Source organism: Mesorhizobium sp. B1-1-1 (assembly GCF_006442955.1).
Lineage (GTDB): Bacteria > Pseudomonadota > Alphaproteobacteria > Rhizobiales > Rhizobiaceae > Mesorhizobium.
Map to the genome: position 1 here is coordinate 1 of NZ_VFWW01000002.1, position 16,164 is coordinate 16,164.

Annotated in this window: 13 protein-coding genes; 8 read left to right on the forward strand and 5 right to left on the reverse strand. The window is 62.6% G+C overall.

From position 1 onward, the window contains the following. Positions 1-21: 21 nt before the first annotated feature. Positions 22-1,458, reverse strand: coding sequence for a glutamine synthetase family protein (locus FJ986_RS03130; RefSeq protein WP_181165364.1), 1,437 nt, complete (start codon positions 1,456-1,458; stop codon positions 22-24). A gap of 141 nt (positions 1,459-1,599) precedes the next feature. Between FJ986_RS03130 and FJ986_RS03135 the strand changes: the two genes are divergently transcribed. Next, positions 1,600-2,310: an HAD family hydrolase gene (locus tag FJ986_RS03135; protein ID WP_140498531.1), complete on the forward strand. Its 711-nt coding sequence runs from the start codon at positions 1,600-1,602 to the stop codon at positions 2,308-2,310. Between the two features lie 15 nt (positions 2,311-2,325). Here the strand turns inward: FJ986_RS03135 and FJ986_RS03140 are convergent, their stop codons facing one another. The 3 genes from FJ986_RS03140 to aceA all read right to left on the reverse strand — a co-directional run bounded on the left by FJ986_RS03140 (position 2,326) and on the right by aceA (position 4,593). Then, positions 2,326-2,769: a response regulator gene (locus FJ986_RS03140; protein ID WP_140513394.1), complete on the reverse strand. Its 444-nt coding sequence runs from the start codon at positions 2,767-2,769 to the stop codon at positions 2,326-2,328. A 239-nt stretch (positions 2,770-3,008) separates the two neighbouring features. Then, positions 3,009-3,251: a hypothetical protein gene (locus FJ986_RS03145; RefSeq protein WP_140498529.1), complete on the reverse strand. Its 243-nt coding sequence runs from the start codon at positions 3,249-3,251 to the stop codon at positions 3,009-3,011. A 52-nt stretch (positions 3,252-3,303) separates the two neighbouring features. Then, complete coding sequence (gene aceA / locus FJ986_RS03150; RefSeq protein ID WP_140498528.1) at positions 3,304-4,593, reverse strand: isocitrate lyase; 1,290 nt, start codon at positions 4,591-4,593, stop codon at positions 3,304-3,306. A gap of 235 nt (positions 4,594-4,828) precedes the next feature. On the opposite strand from aceA, the gene FJ986_RS03155 reads away from it, so the two are divergent. The 6 genes from FJ986_RS03155 (at position 4,829) to FJ986_RS03180 (ending at position 11,813) form a co-directional block, all read left to right on the forward strand. Further along, entirely contained in the window at positions 4,829-6,274 is a 1,446-nt protein-coding gene (locus FJ986_RS03155; protein WP_140625418.1) for an XRE family transcriptional regulator, read from the forward strand. A gap of 139 nt (positions 6,275-6,413) precedes the next feature. Next, positions 6,414-7,367 (forward strand): DMT family transporter, encoded by a 954-nt coding sequence (locus tag FJ986_RS03160; protein WP_140525264.1) that lies wholly within the window; start codon positions 6,414-6,416, stop codon positions 7,365-7,367. Between the two features lie 338 nt (positions 7,368-7,705). Next, entirely contained in the window at positions 7,706-8,803 is a 1,098-nt protein-coding gene (locus tag FJ986_RS03165; RefSeq protein WP_140558069.1) for a polyamine ABC transporter substrate-binding protein, read from the forward strand. A 77-nt stretch (positions 8,804-8,880) separates the two neighbouring features. Next, positions 8,881-10,023: an ABC transporter ATP-binding protein gene (locus tag FJ986_RS03170; RefSeq protein WP_140513400.1), complete on the forward strand. Its 1,143-nt coding sequence runs from the start codon at positions 8,881-8,883 to the stop codon at positions 10,021-10,023. Positions 10,024-10,032: 9 nt separating this feature from the next. After that, positions 10,033-10,998, forward strand: coding sequence for an ABC transporter permease subunit (locus FJ986_RS03175; RefSeq protein ID WP_140498523.1), 966 nt, complete (start codon positions 10,033-10,035; stop codon positions 10,996-10,998). Next, positions 10,995-11,813, forward strand: a complete 819-nt coding sequence (locus FJ986_RS03180; RefSeq protein WP_140558067.1) for an ABC transporter permease subunit — start codon at positions 10,995-10,997, stop codon at positions 11,811-11,813. Before FJ986_RS03175 ends, FJ986_RS03180 begins: the two co-directional genes overlap by 4 nt. Before the next feature lie 149 nt (positions 11,814-11,962). Here the strand turns inward: FJ986_RS03180 and FJ986_RS03185 are convergent, their stop codons facing one another. Continuing rightward, positions 11,963-13,816, reverse strand: a complete 1,854-nt coding sequence (locus FJ986_RS03185; protein ID WP_140498521.1) for an AsmA family protein — start codon at positions 13,814-13,816, stop codon at positions 11,963-11,965. A gap of 239 nt (positions 13,817-14,055) precedes the next feature. On the opposite strand from FJ986_RS03185, the gene FJ986_RS03190 reads away from it, so the two are divergent. Further along, positions 14,056-16,026 (forward strand): acetoacetate--CoA ligase, encoded by a 1,971-nt coding sequence (locus FJ986_RS03190; RefSeq protein ID WP_140558066.1) that lies wholly within the window; start codon positions 14,056-14,058, stop codon positions 16,024-16,026. Positions 16,027-16,164: the final 138 nt, after the last annotated feature.

The following is a 16,164-nucleotide window of genomic DNA, read 5'->3' on the forward strand; positions in this document are numbered from 1 at the left end:
CTCCCCTACTCCCCTACTCCCCTACACATTGAGCAACAAATACTCCCTCTCCCAAGGACTGATCACTTCCATGAACGTCTCGAATTCCGCCCGCTTGATCGCCGCATAGGTCGCGGCGAAGGACTTGCCCAAAAGCGCGCAGAGTTCCTCGTCGCCCTCGAACAGGTCGACGGCTTCGAGCAGGCTGCGCGGCAGGTCGATCTCGTCGGCATTGGCGGTGGTCAGCACCGGAGGTTCGGCCTTGATCTTGTTGGTGATGCCGATCAGCCCGCAGGCGAGCGAAGCGGCCATTGCCAGATAGGGATTGGCGTCGGAGGAGGGGATGCGGTTTTCGACGCGGCGCGCCGCCGGATCCGAGCGCGGCACGCGGAATGCCGTTGTGCGATTATCGTAGCCCCATTTGTTGTTGACCGGAGCCGAGGCGGACTGCGTCAGCCGGCGGTAGGAATTGACGTAGGGCGCAAACATGACCAGCGCGTTCGGCACATGCTTCTGCATGCCCCCGATGAAATGGAAGAAGTCCTCGGTTTCCGAGCCGTCCTCGGCCGAGAAGATGTTCTTGCCCGTCTTCTTGTCGATGATCGACTGATGGATGTGCATGGCGGAGCCCGGCTGACCCTGGATCGGCTTGGCCATGAAGGTGGCGTAGATTTCGTGTTTCAGCGCCGCCTCGCGAATAGTGCGCTTGAACATGAACACCTGGTCGGCGAGTTCGACGGGATCGCCGTGGCGCAAATTGATCTCGAGCTGGCCGGCGCCCTCTTCATGGATGAGCGTGTCGATCTCCAGGCCCTGGCTTTCGGAAAAATGATAGATGTCGTCGATCAGCTCGTCGAACTCGTTGACGCCGGCGATCGAATAACCGGCGCCGCCGCCGATCGCCCGCCCCGAACGGCCGACGGGCGGCGTCAGCGGGTAATCCGGATCCGGGTTTTTGCGCACCAGATAGAATTCGATCTCGGGCGCCACCACCGGTTTCAGCCCGCGCCTGTCATAGGCGGCCAGAACACGCTTCAACACGTTGCGCGGCGTGAATTCCACCGAACGGCCGTCCTGGTGGACGAGGTCGCAGATGACGGCCGCCGTCGGGTCTTCCTCCCAAGGCACCACCGTCAGCGTCGACAGGTCCGGCATGAGCTTGAGGTCGCCGTCGTCCTCCGGATAATGGAAGCCGTTGCCGTCTTCGGGATAGCCGCCTGAGATGGTGGTCATGAATACGGCTGAAGGCAGCGCCAGCGAGGTGTTGGAGGTGAATTTCTTTGACGGCATCATCTTGCCGCGGGCAACGCCGGCCTGGTCAGGTGTAATGCATTCGATGTCTTCGATGCCGCGCCATTCCAGCCATTCGCTGACTTCCTTCCAGTTCTTCACACCACGCAGGTTTTTCACGAAGGCAGGCGTGCGGGCGCGCCCTCCGCGGTTCGACGGACGGACTTCCTTTTTTGCAGGCGGCATCATTCACCAGATTGGGTTGCGGATTTAGGAGTATAGCTGTGCCCGGCGACCGAAGGGAAGGGGAGCAGCCGGCATTGGCCGTTGCGGTTGAAAATCGCGGCTGCGAGATTAGGTTCAGCCTCGTTCACACACGAGAAGGCGTCGATGCAGAAGACCGGCGAACTGACCACCATAGGCTTCGATGCCGACGATACGCTGTGGCAGAACGAACAGTTCTTCCGCATGACCGAGAAGCGCTTTGCCGCCATGCTTGCCGATCACGGCGAAGAGGAACATATCTCGGCACGGCTGCTGGAGGCGGAGAGACGCAATCTTGCCGTCTACGGTTTCGGCATCAAGGGCTTCACGCTGTCGATGATCGAGACGGCGATCGAGGTCACGCAAGCCCGCGTCCCGGCTTCGGTCATATCGGAGATCCTCGGCGCCGGCCGCGAGATGCTGAGCCACCCGATCGAGGTCTTGCCGCATGCGCGCGAGACGGTGGAACGGCTCGCCGGCGCCTATCGCCTCGTGCTGATCACCAAGGGTGATTTGTTCGACCAGGAACGCAAGCTGGCCGGGTCCGGCCTCGGCGATCTGTTCGACGCGATCGAGATCGTCAGCGACAAGAACGCGGCTACTTATGCGCGCGTTTTCAGTCGCCATGGCGACGGCCCGGCCAGGAGCATGATGGTCGGCAATTCGCTGAAGTCCGATGTGGTGCCGGCCATCGAGGCCGGCGGCTGGGGCGTTCATGTGCCGCATGAATTGACCTGGGTGCTTGAACATGTCGAAGCGCCCATTGCCGAACCGCGCTTCCGGCAGATCTCCGATCTCGGACAACTGCCCGAACTGATTGAAAGCCTCGCCGGATAGGCTTGCTTGCCGCCTTCAGCGGTTGACCAGCCGATCAATCACCGGCTGCAAGCGCTCGGGCGTAATCGGTTTGGCCACCACCGCGTCGACGACGTTTGAAAGGCCAAGGCTCTCCGGCGTGCCGTTCTTGGTTGAAAGCAGTACCACCGGAGGGAGCGATTTACCCGAAGCCCGCCGCAACATCTCGATGCCGGGCATCAGAGTGTCGCAGTCCCTGTTATCGGCGCCGCCGTCCAGGACAATCACGGCCAGGACCAGCAAGCGCAAGGTCTTCGCCGCCATCTCGGGTGATTCCGAGATCGGCTTGAGCCCGGACCGCTCGACGATCTTGGAAATCACCACCCGATTGATCGGGGACTTGCCGACAACGAGCACCTGCGAGGTCTGGCGGATCGTCTCCGTGGCTGAATCGCGGGTCACCAGATTCGGATGTTTCGCGCTTTCGTCGTCACGCTTCACTGGGCACCCAAGTCAGCCAAGAAACTCGTCCCATTTCAATGCAGAGTTGAAATCAGGCGACAATTGGCGTGAGATCGCGGTCCCTGTCAAGCCGAAATAAAAAGCTGGGGAAAGCATTCCCGCAGCAGTCAATTCAAGCAACAGTACTGTACTGCTCTGTCCATTCCTTGGTTGCATGAAAATAAAATTCACCTGCGCATACACGGCGCAGGTGAGAGGCGGGCCTGCGCGATCTTCGATCAGCCATGGCTTTGCTGCGTGACGATGACCGGGATCAACAGGTCCCCCCAATTGCCGTCGCCGCCATGGTGTCGTGCCGAGCGCACCAGCTCGACCGAGACGCCAGCTTCCACCGCCTTCATCACCGACTGGTTGAGCCGGTGCAGATCGTTGGCCAGCATGCGGATCGTCGCTTGCTGGTCGATGCTCATCGTGGTCGACTGCTCTTCGGCCCGTTCCTTGACGCGGCTTATCGATGCCATTGGTCTTCTCCTTGCTGTATGCCCTTGGGCGTTTGCCGAGATCCCTGGTTTGCTATTCCGCAGCCGGTTTGAACTGGGCGTGCTCGGTCGATTCATGCATGGCCGTGGTCGATGACCGTCCGCCGGTGATCGCCATCGACACGGCATCGAAATAGCCGGTGCCGACCTCGCGCTGGTGCTTGGTCGCGGTGTAGCCGTTGGCCTCCGCCGCGAACTCGGCTTCCTGCAACTCGGAATAGGCTGCCATCTGCCGCTCCTTGTAGCCGCGGGCGAGTTCGAACATGCCGTAATTGAGCTGGTGGAAACCGGCCAGCGTGATGAACTGGAACTTGTAGCCCATGGCGCCGAGCTCTTTCTGGAACCTGGCGATCGTGGCGTCGTCGAGGTTCTTCTTCCAGTTGAACGAAGGCGAGCAATTATAGGCCAGCAGCTTGCCGGGGTGATGCCTGTGCACGCCCTCGGCAAATCTCCTCGCCTGCGCCAGGTCGGGCTTCGAGGTTTCGCACCAGATCAGGTCGGCGTGGGGAGCGTAGGCGACGGCGCGCGCGATGCAGGGCTCGATACCGTTCCTCACCTGGTAGAAGCCTTCCACCGTGCGGCCGGCGTCGTAGTCGACGAAGGGCTGGTCGCGCTCGTCGATGTCGGAGGTGAGCAGCTTCGCCGCTTCCGCGTCCGTGCGCGCCACGACCAGGGTGGGCGTGCCCATCACGTCGGCTGCCAGGCGTGCGGCATTGAGGTTGCGGATGTGGGCCGCGGTAGGGATCAGGACCTTGCCGCCGAGATGGCCGCACTTCTTTTCCGACGCCAATTGATCCTCGTAATGGACGCCGGCGGCACCTGCCTCGATGAACGCCTTCATGATCTCGAAAGCGTTGAGCGGCCCACCGAAGCCGGCTTCGGCATCGGCGACAACAGGTGCGAACCAGGTATCGACCGAAAGCCCCTTGCCTTCGGAGGTCTCGATCTGGTCGGCGCGCTGCAAGGTGCGGTTGATGCGCTTGACGAGTTCGGGGGCAGCGTTGGCCGGGTAGAGCGACTGGTCCGGATACATGGCCGAGGCGGTGTTGGCGTCGGCGGCGACCTGCCAGCCAGACAGGTAGATCGCCTTCAGCCCGGCGCGCACCTGCTGCATGGCCTGGTTGCCGGACATGGCGCCGAGCGCGTTGACGAAGTCCTCCTCGTGGATGAGCTTCCACAGCCGGTTGGCGCCCATTTCCGCCAGGCTCTGGCGGATCTGCACCGAGCCGCGCAGTCGCGTCACATCCTCCGGCGAATAGGGACGTTCGATGCCATCGAAGCGGCCCTCGGGGGCCGAGGGGACGAGGTTGTAAAAATCAGTCATGCTCTACTCCGGAGGATTGTTTCTTTGCGGCTCGGCGGCATTCCTCGCCGCGTTTGGATGTGACGGAATTTACAGTGCGAGGCGAAAAGAGCCATGCAAATCGAAGAATCAGGCCTTGAATAAGGGAAAATCTGTATTGTGTTTGACAGACGGGCGAGGTAAATTTGTGATTATTGTAAAAAGTCGCATGGAAGCGTAGCAGCGACTGCAATGTAAATTCCTGTCAAGGAGCCGTATGGCCGACCAGAAGATATTTGCCGGGCCGCGTATCCGCCGCATCCGTAACGCCAAGGGCCTGACCCAGACGGCAATGGCCGGAGGCCTGGGCATCTCGCCATCCTATCTCAACCTGATCGAGCGCAACCAGCGGCCGCTGACGGTGCAGTTGATCCTGAAGCTGGCGTCCGTCTACAAGGTCGATCCGCATGAGCTGCAGGGCGAAGCGGGCGGCTCTGTCGCGGCCTTGAGGGAAGTGTTTGCCGATCCGCTGCTGGCTGGCGAATTGCCGGGAGACCAGGAACTGATCGAGCTTGCCGAAGCCGCGCCCAATGCCTCCGCGGCCGTGATAAAACTGTTCCGTGCCTATCGCGAACAGGCCGAGCGCCTGTCCGATCTCAACGAGCTTCTTGCGCGCGAGGGGCGGGTGACGGCGCTTTCCAGCGCCCGCCTGCCGATCGACGAGGTGCATGAGATTTTCGAGCGTCGGCCGAACCATTTTGCGCATATCGAGGAAGAGGCGGAAGCATTCACTTCGGTGCTCGATCCCGGCGATGATTTGTCTGCTGCGCTGAAGGGCTGGCTGAAGCGCGAATACGGCATCGTCGTCAAGGTGCTGCCGGTCGCCACCATGCCGAACTGGCGCCGCCGCTACGATCGCCATTCGCAGCGCCTGTTCCTGTCCGAGCGCCTGTCGCCGTTCGACCAGTTACGCGAAATGGCGATGGAGGCATGCCTGATCCGCATGACCGTCGCGATAGCCGGCGAGATCCAGGCGTTGAAACTGTCCACAGATGAGGCCCGCCGCCTCGCCCGGTTCGAACTCGGGCGCTACGCGGCGCATGCGCTGATGATGCCTTACCAGGCTTTCCACGCGGCGGCCGTTCGTGCCCGCTACGATATCGACGTGCTGCGCTCGCGCTTCGGCGTTTCCTTCGAGCAGGCGGCCAACCGGCTGACCACGCTGCAGCGGCAAGGCGCCTCGGCCGTGCCGTTCTTCATGCTGGAGATCGACAATGCCGGCAATCGCTTCCGCAAAGCCGGCAGCCTGGGCTTTCCGCAAAGCCGCTTCGGTGGCGCTTGTCCCAAGCTTCCCGTGCACGTCGCCTTCAGCCAGCCCGGCCAGATTTTCGTGGAAGCGGTGGAAATGCCCGACGGCGCCGAGTTCCTCTGCATCGCCCGCACGCTGGAAGGGCCGCAAGGCGCGTTCTCCGAGCGGCCGCGCCGTACTGCGCTGCTGCTGGGGTGCGACATCGGCTTTCGCGACGACATCGTCTACGGTGCGGCACTTCCCGGCCCGACGGCCGGAAAAGGCGGAGCTGGCGCGGTAGCGGCGACGCCGGTCGGGCCCGCCTGCCGGCTTTGCGAGCGCGTCGGCTGCCTGACGCGCGCCGAGCCGCCGGTGACGCGCCCGCTTGGCCTCGACGAGATGGTGACAGGCCTGAGCGCCTTCGATTTCCAGTGACGCTTCGCAAGGCGGACTTGCCACAATCGCCGGCGGTCTCTGGATCACGCCGGGCCCGCGCCTTTGCGTTACGCGAATGAGGTACGTTTTTGTCGTCCCTTGCGCATTGTGCCGTTCTCAAACATCGACAGTCGTACCCATGACCGACACAGCATCATCGCCGATCGCTCGTTCATCGACCGTCCCGCAGCGGGAGGAGCGCATCGGCTTCCTGCTCGTGTTCCTGTCGGCATTGATGTGGAGTTTCGGCGGCACGATCGCCCGCTTCATCACCGCCGGCGACAGCTGGACGGTGGTGTTCTGGCGTTCCGTGTGGGCGGCCGCCTTCCTGCTCTGCTTCATGGTCTGGCGTGACGGCTGGCGCGGCATGCTGAGGTCGTTTCGCGGCATGGGCCTGCCCGGCCTTGCCGTGGGCTTCTGCTTCGCCACCGCGTCGACCTCTTTTGTCGTGGCGCTTGCCTACACCACCGTCGCCAACATCCTATTGATGCAGGCCGGCGTGCCGCTGCTTGCGGCGCTGTTTGCCTGGGCGCTCTTTCGCGAAAGAGTGGCGGTCGCGACCTGGCTGGCGATTGCCGCCGTCATCGCCGGTGTCGCCATCATGGTGTCGGAATCGCTGGATGGCGCCGTTTCGCCCATGGGCGACGGGCTGGCGCTGCTGATCGCCGTCATGTTCTCGATCGCCACGGTCATCACCCGGCGCTTTTCCAGCGTGCGCATGACGCCGGCGACCTGCCTCGGCACGATCCTGGCGGCGGGTTTTGCCGCCTCGCAGGCTTCGACCTTCGCCGTATCGGGCATCGACATGGGTTTTCTCTTCGTGTTCGGGGTGGTCAATCTGGGTCTTGGCCTCGCCTTCTTCGCCACCGGCGCGCGGCTGATCCCGGCCGCCGTTGCCGCGCTGCTAGGCACCTTTGAGCCGATCCTCGGGCCGATATGGGTGTGGCTGATCCACTCCGAGGTCCCGTCGGGCCGCACCATCGTCGGCGGCGCGGTGGTGGTCACGGCGCTGCTCGTCCATATCGGACTGGAGTTCAAGCGACAGACGCGGCCAGTCAGGGCAGGGGTCACCGGCGTGCCGTCGCCGAATTGATGCGGCGCCCTAGCTTTGCCATTGACAAGTTCGCTGCCGCGCGGGCAGGCTGGGACCACGGCAACAACAAGACAGGCTTATCTTGCCAAGTCTCCCCGGCGACCCGATCGAGACCGGATCATATTCCAGTATTTCTGCCTGCGCGGCGGCGAAAGCTTCTGACGATGCGGCGACTCCTTCCAGCCCAGGACAGTGGCGCGCGAGCATCGCTTGCGACAGCCGGCGGCGCGGCAATTGGCGCTTGTCGCCTCCTGGAAAGCTCAATAGTCTGAAGCAAATGCCCGGCCGCGCGGATACCGCGACGCGCCGGCGATGGAACACTCACAAAGGAGAATAACATGATCCGCAAAGCGCTCTGGCTTTCGGCGACTTCGGCATTTCTGGCGCTCTTTACGCTCGGCGGCCACGCCGAGGACCGCGTCGTCAATGTCTTCAACTGGTCGGACTATATCGACCCCTCGGTCATCGACGATTTCACCAAGCAGACCGGCATCAAGGTGGTCTACGACACGTTCGATTCCAATGAGATCCTGGAAACCAAATTGCTTGCCGGCGGCAGCGGCTATGACGTCGTCGTCCCGAGCGGCAATTTCCTTGCCCGCCAGATCCAGGCCGGCGTGTTCCAGAAGCTCGACAAGTCGAAACTGCCGAACCTCTCCAACATGTGGGACACGGTTTCGGAACGGACCGCCAAATACGATCCGGGCAATGAATATTCGATCAATTACATGTGGGGCACGGTCGGCCTCGGCTACAACATCAAGAAGGTGCAGGCAGCGCTCGGCACCGACAAGATCGACAGCTGGGACGTGTTCTTCAATCCGGAAAAGCTGGCCAAGCTGAAGGATTGCGGCGTCTATGTCCTGGATTCGCCGACCGACATCTTCCCGACCGCCTTCAAATATCTCGGCATCAATCCTGAGACCACGTCGCCGGACGATTTTGCCAAGGCCGAGGAATTGATGATGAAGATCAGGCCCTACATCAGGAAGTTCCATTCCTCCGAATACATCAACGCTCTGGCCAATGGCGATATCTGCCTGGCGGTTGGCTGGTCGGGCGACGTGTTCCAGGCGCGCAACCGCGCCGAGGAGGCCAAGCAGGGCGTCGAGATCGGCTACGCCGTGCCGAAGGAAGGCGCCGAAATGTGGTTCGACCAGATGGCAATCCCTGCCGATGCGCCGCATGTCGCCGAGGCGCATGAGTTCCTGAACTATATGATGAAGCCGGAGGTGATCGCCAAATCGTCGAACGCCGTGCTCTATGCCAACGGCAACAAGGCTTCCCAACAATTCGTCGACAAGGCGCTTCTGGAGGATCCCGCTGTCTACCCGGACGCCGCGACCTTGCAGAAGCTCTTTACGATCTCGCCCTACGATCCCAAGACCCAGCGCGTCATTACGCGCACCTGGACCAAAATCGTCACCGGTCAGTAGTCAGTCCGAGGAGGCCCGGCAGTCACCCTGCCGGGTCTCCTTCTTTTCGATGGGGCAAAACAGCAGCGGAGTGGCACATGAAATCGCTTGGCAGCATCCGCAGGGATTTCGCGCCTTGGAACGATCCGAACGCCAAGCCATACATTCAGTTCGACAACGTCTCCAAGAAGTTCGGCGACTTCACCGCCGTCAACAATCTCTCGCTGACCATATTCGAGCGCGAGTTCTTCGCCCTGCTCGGCGCCTCCGGTTGCGGAAAATCGACGCTGCTCAGGATGCTCGCCGGCTTCGAGGAGCCGACGGCCGGCCGCATCCTGCTCGACGGCCAGGATCTGCGCGGCATCCCGCCTTATCGCCGGCCGGTCAACATGATGTTCCAGTCCTATGCCCTGTTTCCGCATATGACGGTGGAGAACAACATCGCCTTCGGCCTCAAGCAGGAAGGGATGGCCAAGCCAGACGTCGAAAAGCGCGTCGCCGAGATGCTCAAGCTGGTCAAGCTCGAGCAGTTCGCCAAGCGCAAGCCGCACCAGCTCTCCGGCGGCCAGCGCCAACGTGTCGCGCTCGCCCGTTCGGTCGCCAAGCGGCCGAAGGTGCTGCTGCTCGACGAGCCGCTCGGCGCGCTCGACAAGAAGCTGCGCGAGGAGACGCAGTTCGAACTGATGGACCTTCAGCAGGAACTCGGCCTCACCTTCGTCGTTGTCACCCACGACCAGGAAGAGGCCATGACCATGGCCGACCGTATCGCCATCATGGACAAGGGCGAGGTCATGCAGGTCGCGACGCCGGCGGAAGTCTACGAGGCCCCGGCGTCGCGCTTCGTCGCGCATTTCGTCGGCAACGTGAACATGTTCGAGGGCAAGGTTGCCGAACGGACGGACAAGACGGCGCGCATCACCGGAGCGACCGGCGCCCAGATCCTCGTCGAGAATGCCGGCAATGCCGCCGCCGCGGGCGCCGATATCGTCTTCGCGATTAGGCCGGAGAAGATCAAGGTGTCGTCCAAGAAGCCGGCCGATGGCGTCAATGCGCTGGAGGGCGAGGTTTACGACATCGCCTATCTCGGCGACATGACCGTCTATCACGTCCGGCTGGACGACGGGCAACTCGTGCGGGCAAGCGCCTTGAACGCGGCGCGCATCACCGAGGACCCGCTGACCTGGAACGACCGCGCCTGGGTCTCTTTTCGGCCGGATGCCGGCGTCGTACTGACGCGGTAGGGGGCTGACATGTCCGACATCGCCGCCACCGACGCCGCCCTACCGGCCGCGGCAAAACCGTTGCTGGCGCGGCTGGGCGCCGGCTTCGTCAACCGTCTCGTCATCTTCATTCCCTATCTCTGGCTGCTGTTCTTCTTCCTCGTCCCCTTCATCATCGTCTTCAAGATCTCGTTGTCGCAGACGGCGATCGCCATGCCGCCCTATACGCCGGTGCTTGATTTCAGCGATGGCGTCTCCGGCTTCTTCGCGGGCTTTCGCGATCTCAACTTCGACAACTATGCCTGGCTGACGCAGGACGCGCTCTACTTCAACGCCTATGTCACCAGCTTGATCATCGCGGCGATCTCGACCGTGCTGACGCTGATCGTCGGCTATCCCATAGCCTACGGCATGGCCCGCGCGCCGGCGACGATCCGCCCGACCTTGCTGATGCTGGTCATCCTGCCGTTCTGGACCTCGTTCCTGATCCGGGTCTATGCCTGGATCGGCATCCTGAAGCCCGAGGGGCTGCTCAATCAGTTGCTTCTGTCGCTGCATCTGATCAACCAGCCGCTGGTCATCCTCAACACCTATACGGCGATTTTCATCGGCATCGTCTACTCCTACCTGCCGTTCATGGTGCTGCCGCTCTATTCGTCGCTGGAAAAAATGGATTATTCGCTGATCGAGGCGGCCAAGGACCTTGGTTGTCCGCCGACCAGTGCATTCTGGAAGATCACGTTCCCGCTGTCATTGCCCGGCGTCATCGCCGGCTGCCTGCTGGTGTTCATTCCGGCGGTCGGCGAATTCGTTATTCCCGATCTGCTTGGCGGTTCGCAGACGCTGATGATCGGCAAGACGTTGTGGAACGAGTTCTTCGCCAATCGCGACTGGCCGGTCTCTTCAGCCGTTGCGGTCATCCTGCTGCTGTTGCTGACGGTCCCGATCATGATCTTCCAGCAAGCCCAGGCGAAGGCGCAGGAGCAGGACAAATGAACAGCAGCTGGAGCCGCTTCAACATCACCTCGATCGTGCTCGGTTTCGCCTTCCTCTATCTGCCGATCGTGCTGCTCATCGTGTTCTCCTTCAACGAATCCAAGCTGGTCACCGTCTGGGGCGGCTTTTCGACCAAATGGTACGTGTCGCTGTTCCACAATCAGGGCCTCATGGACGCCACCTGGGTGACGGCGCGCGTCGGCGTCATTTCGGCCACGGCGGCGACCGTGCTCGGCACGTTGGCGGCGCTGACGCTGACACGCTACACGCGTTTCCGGGGCAGGGTACTGTTCTCCGGCATGGTGTTCGCGCCTTTGGTCATGCCCGAAGTCATCACCGGCCTGTCGCTGTTGCTGCTCTTCGTCGCTGTCGGCCTCGACCGGGGCTTCCTCACCGTCACACTCGCACACACCACCTTGACGATGTGCTTCGTCGCCGTCGTCGTGCAGTCGCGCCTCGTATCTTTCGACCGCTCGCTCGAGGAGGCGGCGATGGATCTCGGCGCGCCGCCGGTCAAGACATTCTTCCAGATCACGCTGCCCGTCATCCTGCCCGCGATCGTGTCGGGGTGGATGCTTGCCTTCACGCTCTCGCTCGACGACCTGGTCATCGCCAGCTTCACCTCGGGGCCGGGTGCGACCACGCTGCCGATGAAGATCTACAGCCAGGTTCGTCTCGGCGTGACACCGGAGATCAACGCCGCCTGCACCATTCTGATCGCGGTCGTCGCGGTCGGCGTCATCGTCGCTTCGCTTGCCAATAAGCGTCGCGAGGTCCAGCGCCATCGCGACGAGCAGGCCGCCCAACGCGGCTGAGCATGATCCCGAAAAGTGGGCACCGGTTTTCGGGCGAGATCATGCCCGAATAGGCTGAGCATGATCCCGAAAAGTGGGAACCGGTTTTCGCGGACAAACGGTTCCGTTTGTCCAGAGATCATGCTTGAACAACGAGGCCGAAAGGCTGCTTATTCGCCCGACACGCCGCGGTTGATCGGCGAAATGAACGGCGTGCTCCATGTCCCCCCAACGAAGAAGGACGATTGCTTGGGGCCTTGCTGGCCGTTTGCCTGCGTGGCGACCTGGTCCGGCTGGATGACACCGCCTGACAGCGCCAGCCCCCGTCCGGCATAGGAGGCGATGCCGGAAAGCCAGATCTTGTATTTCGCCGAATTGGCCTCGGCCTTGTCCAGCCTCGCCACGCCTTTCGAGATGGTGGCCTTCAGTTCGGCGCCATCGATCGGCAGTGTCCCGTCCGAGACGTCGTCAAGTGCGAAGAAGCCGCCCTGTTCGGTATGCTTGAGAAAGGCCGGCAGGTTGAACTTGCTGAGCGCGCCTGGCCCGAAGGTCGCCGAAACCGAGCCGTCGGCGGTTTCAAAGATCGAGTCCCAGGTCCTGCCCGGCCCTTTGAGGATGACGGACACGGTCCCCGTGCCGACCGGCACCAACCGCGTCATCCCGGCCGCCGTGCCGAAAGCGCCGCCATCGATATCGGAAGCCAGCAGCCGGATCTCGACCTGGCTGCCCTCGGGCTTGCGGTCGAAGCGAAGGCTGCTCTGGATGTTGCCGCCAAAGGCCGAGGCATCGGAAATGTCGAAAACGGACAGGCCATCCTTGACCTGCGCCGTGGCGGCGACGTCGGCAAGCTGGATGGAGCCTGCCGTGGCGTGCGCCGCCGACAGCCTGAGGTCGAGATTGACCCGGTCGGCGAAATTCGTGTCGACTTCGCTTGGACCTGCCCCGCTTGCCGGCCCGAGCGGCGTGAAGGCGGACAGGAACGACCTCAGATCGAGCGTGTCGAAGGCGAGCGTGCCGGAGATCACCGGCTGTGCGTCGCCAAGCGACAGGTCCAGCGCACCCATGCCTGGGTTATTGTCGAGGGAGAGTGCGGTGTTCTCGAATTTGACGCGCCCCGCCGTCGCGGTCACCTTGCTCGAGATGCTGACGGAGCCGATCGCGGCGCCCGGCGCGATATCGGCCTGCGACCATTCGAGCACACGCCGCAACGAGGGCGCTGAAAACTTGGCCTGGCCGTCGAAATAGGCGTTTTCGGACATGCTGGCCGTGCCGTCGAAGGAGAAGGTGGCGGGCGCCGCCTTGAACGACAGGGTGAGCGGCGCCATGCCGCCGGCAAACAACACCAGCGGCTTCGGCGATGCGGCATCCACGGCGACGCTTTCGCCGCGCCAGATGCCGGTCGCCGAGAGCGTCGCATTGCTGTTCATCGCCGCCCATGTCGCCTGGCCGCTCAGGCTACTCAGCACCTCTTCGTCCTTGCCGTTGACGGACGCCACCATGCGGCCGTCCCTGAACTCCACCGTGCCGAAAGTGTCGGCCGGTAGCTTGTCAAGATCGGGTTTGGCGGGGTCCGCACCGACCACGCCGCGCGCCACGTCGATGGCGCGTGCGATGCGGCCGCCGGTCGGAGCGGTGGGCAGGAACAGGCCGCTCGCCGTGCGCTGGACCCTGATCGTCGGCCGCACCAGCCGCGCCGTGGAAAACACCACGTCGCCGCGCAGCGCCGCCATGGCCGAGAGGTCGACCTCGACCCGTTCGGCCTCGACGACCGGCGGTGCGTCGACGTCGGTCCACTTCGAAAGCGTCACATCCGTCAGGATCGCCCGGAAGTTCGGCCAGACCTCGATGCGCGGCGAGCCTTCGATGGCAACCCGGAAACCGCTCCAGGCACTCAATTCCCAGGCGATACGATCGCGCACGATACGCGTCGAAGCGATCAGCGGCAGGGCGGCGACCACCAGCGCGATGACGATCACGGCAGCGCCGATCGCCCATGTTCCGCGTCGGATCAAAGATGATGGCATATCGCCCCGTATGCTTTCGTTCCGACAAAAATCGTCCGGCGGGTGTAAACCCGGTCGTCACCACGACTTCCAGTCGTCACTACGACTTCTAGTCGTCACTACGACTTAGGGTCGAGGCATTTCAAGTCTTTATGGCCCGGCGATGGCATTTGCGCACATCTGGACGCCTCGGCCGAACAAAATCTTGCTCTGCTGCGGCGCAATATGCATAAGCGGTGGCGATCCTGGGAGGACCCATCATGGCTGCCGAAGTACCACTCTGGACCCCGACGCAGGACCAGATTGACGCTGCGCCGCTGACCGCCTTCATGAAGGCCGCCGCTGCAAAAAGCGGCATATCCGTGACTTCCTATGCCGACCTTCACCGTTGGTCGGTGGCGGACCGCGAAGCGTTCTGGAGCCTGGTCTGGGATTTTTGCGGCATCGTCGGCGACAAGGGCAGCGCCGAAAGCGAGCGTGTGCTCGTCGCTGGCGAGAAGATGCCGGGAGCGGCCTTCTTTCCCGACGCGATGGTGAATTTCGCCGAGAACCTCCTGAAGAAGACCGGAGCAGGAGAGGCGATCGTGTTTCGCGGCGAGGACAAGGTCGAGCGCCGGCTGTCCTGGAACGAACTGCATGCGCTCACCTCGCGCTTCCAGCAACTCTTCTTGTCGCTCAAGGTCAAGAAAGGCGACCGTATCGCTGCGATGATGCCCAACATGCCGGAAACAGTCGCCGCGATGCTCGCGACCGCCTCTATCGGCGCGGTGTGGTCGTCCTGCTCACCGGATTTCGGCGAGCAGGGCGTTCTCGACCGGTTCGGGCAGATCGAACCCGTCGTCTTCATCGTTCCCGATGGTTACTGGTACAACGGCAAGGCGATCGAGGTCGCCGACAAGATCGCCGCGGTGGCGGCAAAGCTGGACACTGTCCGCAAGGTGGTGGTCGTTGACTATCTCGGCACCTCGGCCGATGTCGCTGATACGATCGATAAGGCCGTGGCGATGGAAGAGGCGCTGTCGCCCTTCGCGGTCAGGCAGGTCACCTTCGAGCGGCTGCCGTTCGCGCATCCGCTCTACATCCTGTTCTCGTCCGGAACGACCGGTATCCCCAAATGCATCGTCCATTCGGCCGGCGGAACGCTGATCCAGCACCTCAAGGAACATCGCCTGCACGCAGGCCTGTTCGACGGCGACCGCTTCTTCTACTTCACCACCTGCGGCTGGATGATGTGGAACTGGCTGGTGTCGGGCCTCGCTTCGGGCGCGACGCTGCTGCTCTATGACGGCTCGCCTTTCTACCCCAATGGCAATGCGCTGTTCGACTTCGCCGACGCCGAGAAGATGACCTTCTTCGGCACCTCGGCGAAATTCATCGATTCGGTACGCAAGGCCGGCCTCAAGCCGATCCAAAGCCATGATCTGTCGACCGTGCGCGCCATCTCCTCGACGGGCTCGCCGCTGTCGCCCGAGGATTTCCGCTTCGTCTACGACGGGATCAAGAAGAACGTGCATCTGGCATCGGTCTCCGGCGGTACCGACATCGTTTCCTGCTTCGTCCTCGGCGTCCCGACTGAACCGGTATGGACCGGCGAGATCCAGGGACCAGGCCTCGGCCTTGCTGTCGACGTCTGGGACGACGACGGCAAGCCGGTCAGGCAGGAGAAAGGCGAACTAGTCTGCACCAAGGCGTTCCCGGCAATGCCGATCGGCTTCTGGAACGACCCCGAGGGCAAGAAATACCGGGCTGCGTATTTCGAGCGCTTCGACAATGTCTGGTGCCACGGCGACTTCGCCGAGTGGACCGCTCATGGCGGCATGATCATCCACGGCCGCTCCGACGCGACGCTCAATCCGGGTGGTGTGCGCATTGGTACGGCGGAGATCTACAATCAGGTCGAGCAGATGCCGGAAATCCTGGAGGCGCTCTGTATCGGCCAGGATTTCGACAATGACGTGCGTGTGGTGCTGTTCGTGCGGCTGGCCGCCGGCGTTCAGCTCGACGAGGATCTGGAGAAGCGCATCCGGGCGAAAATCCGCGCCGGCGCTAGCCCGCGCCACGTGCCGGCCAGGATCGTGGCCGTGTCAGACATTCCTCGCACCAAATCGGGCAAGATCACCGAGCTTGCGGTGCGCGACGTCGTGCATGGCCGCGCCATCAAGAACAAGGAGGCGCTCGCCAATCCCGAGGCGCTCGAGCTGTTCAGAAACCTGCCGCAATTGGCCGAGTGACCGCCCCGCCCGGCATGGTTAATCAAATCTGCCGCGCGAATTTACCTAGATTTCACGAGTGGTACACATTCGTAAATTTTTTCGGGACCTGGTAAGGACTTGTTAAGGCCCGGCGTCGATAGTCGCACGTAACTTGAG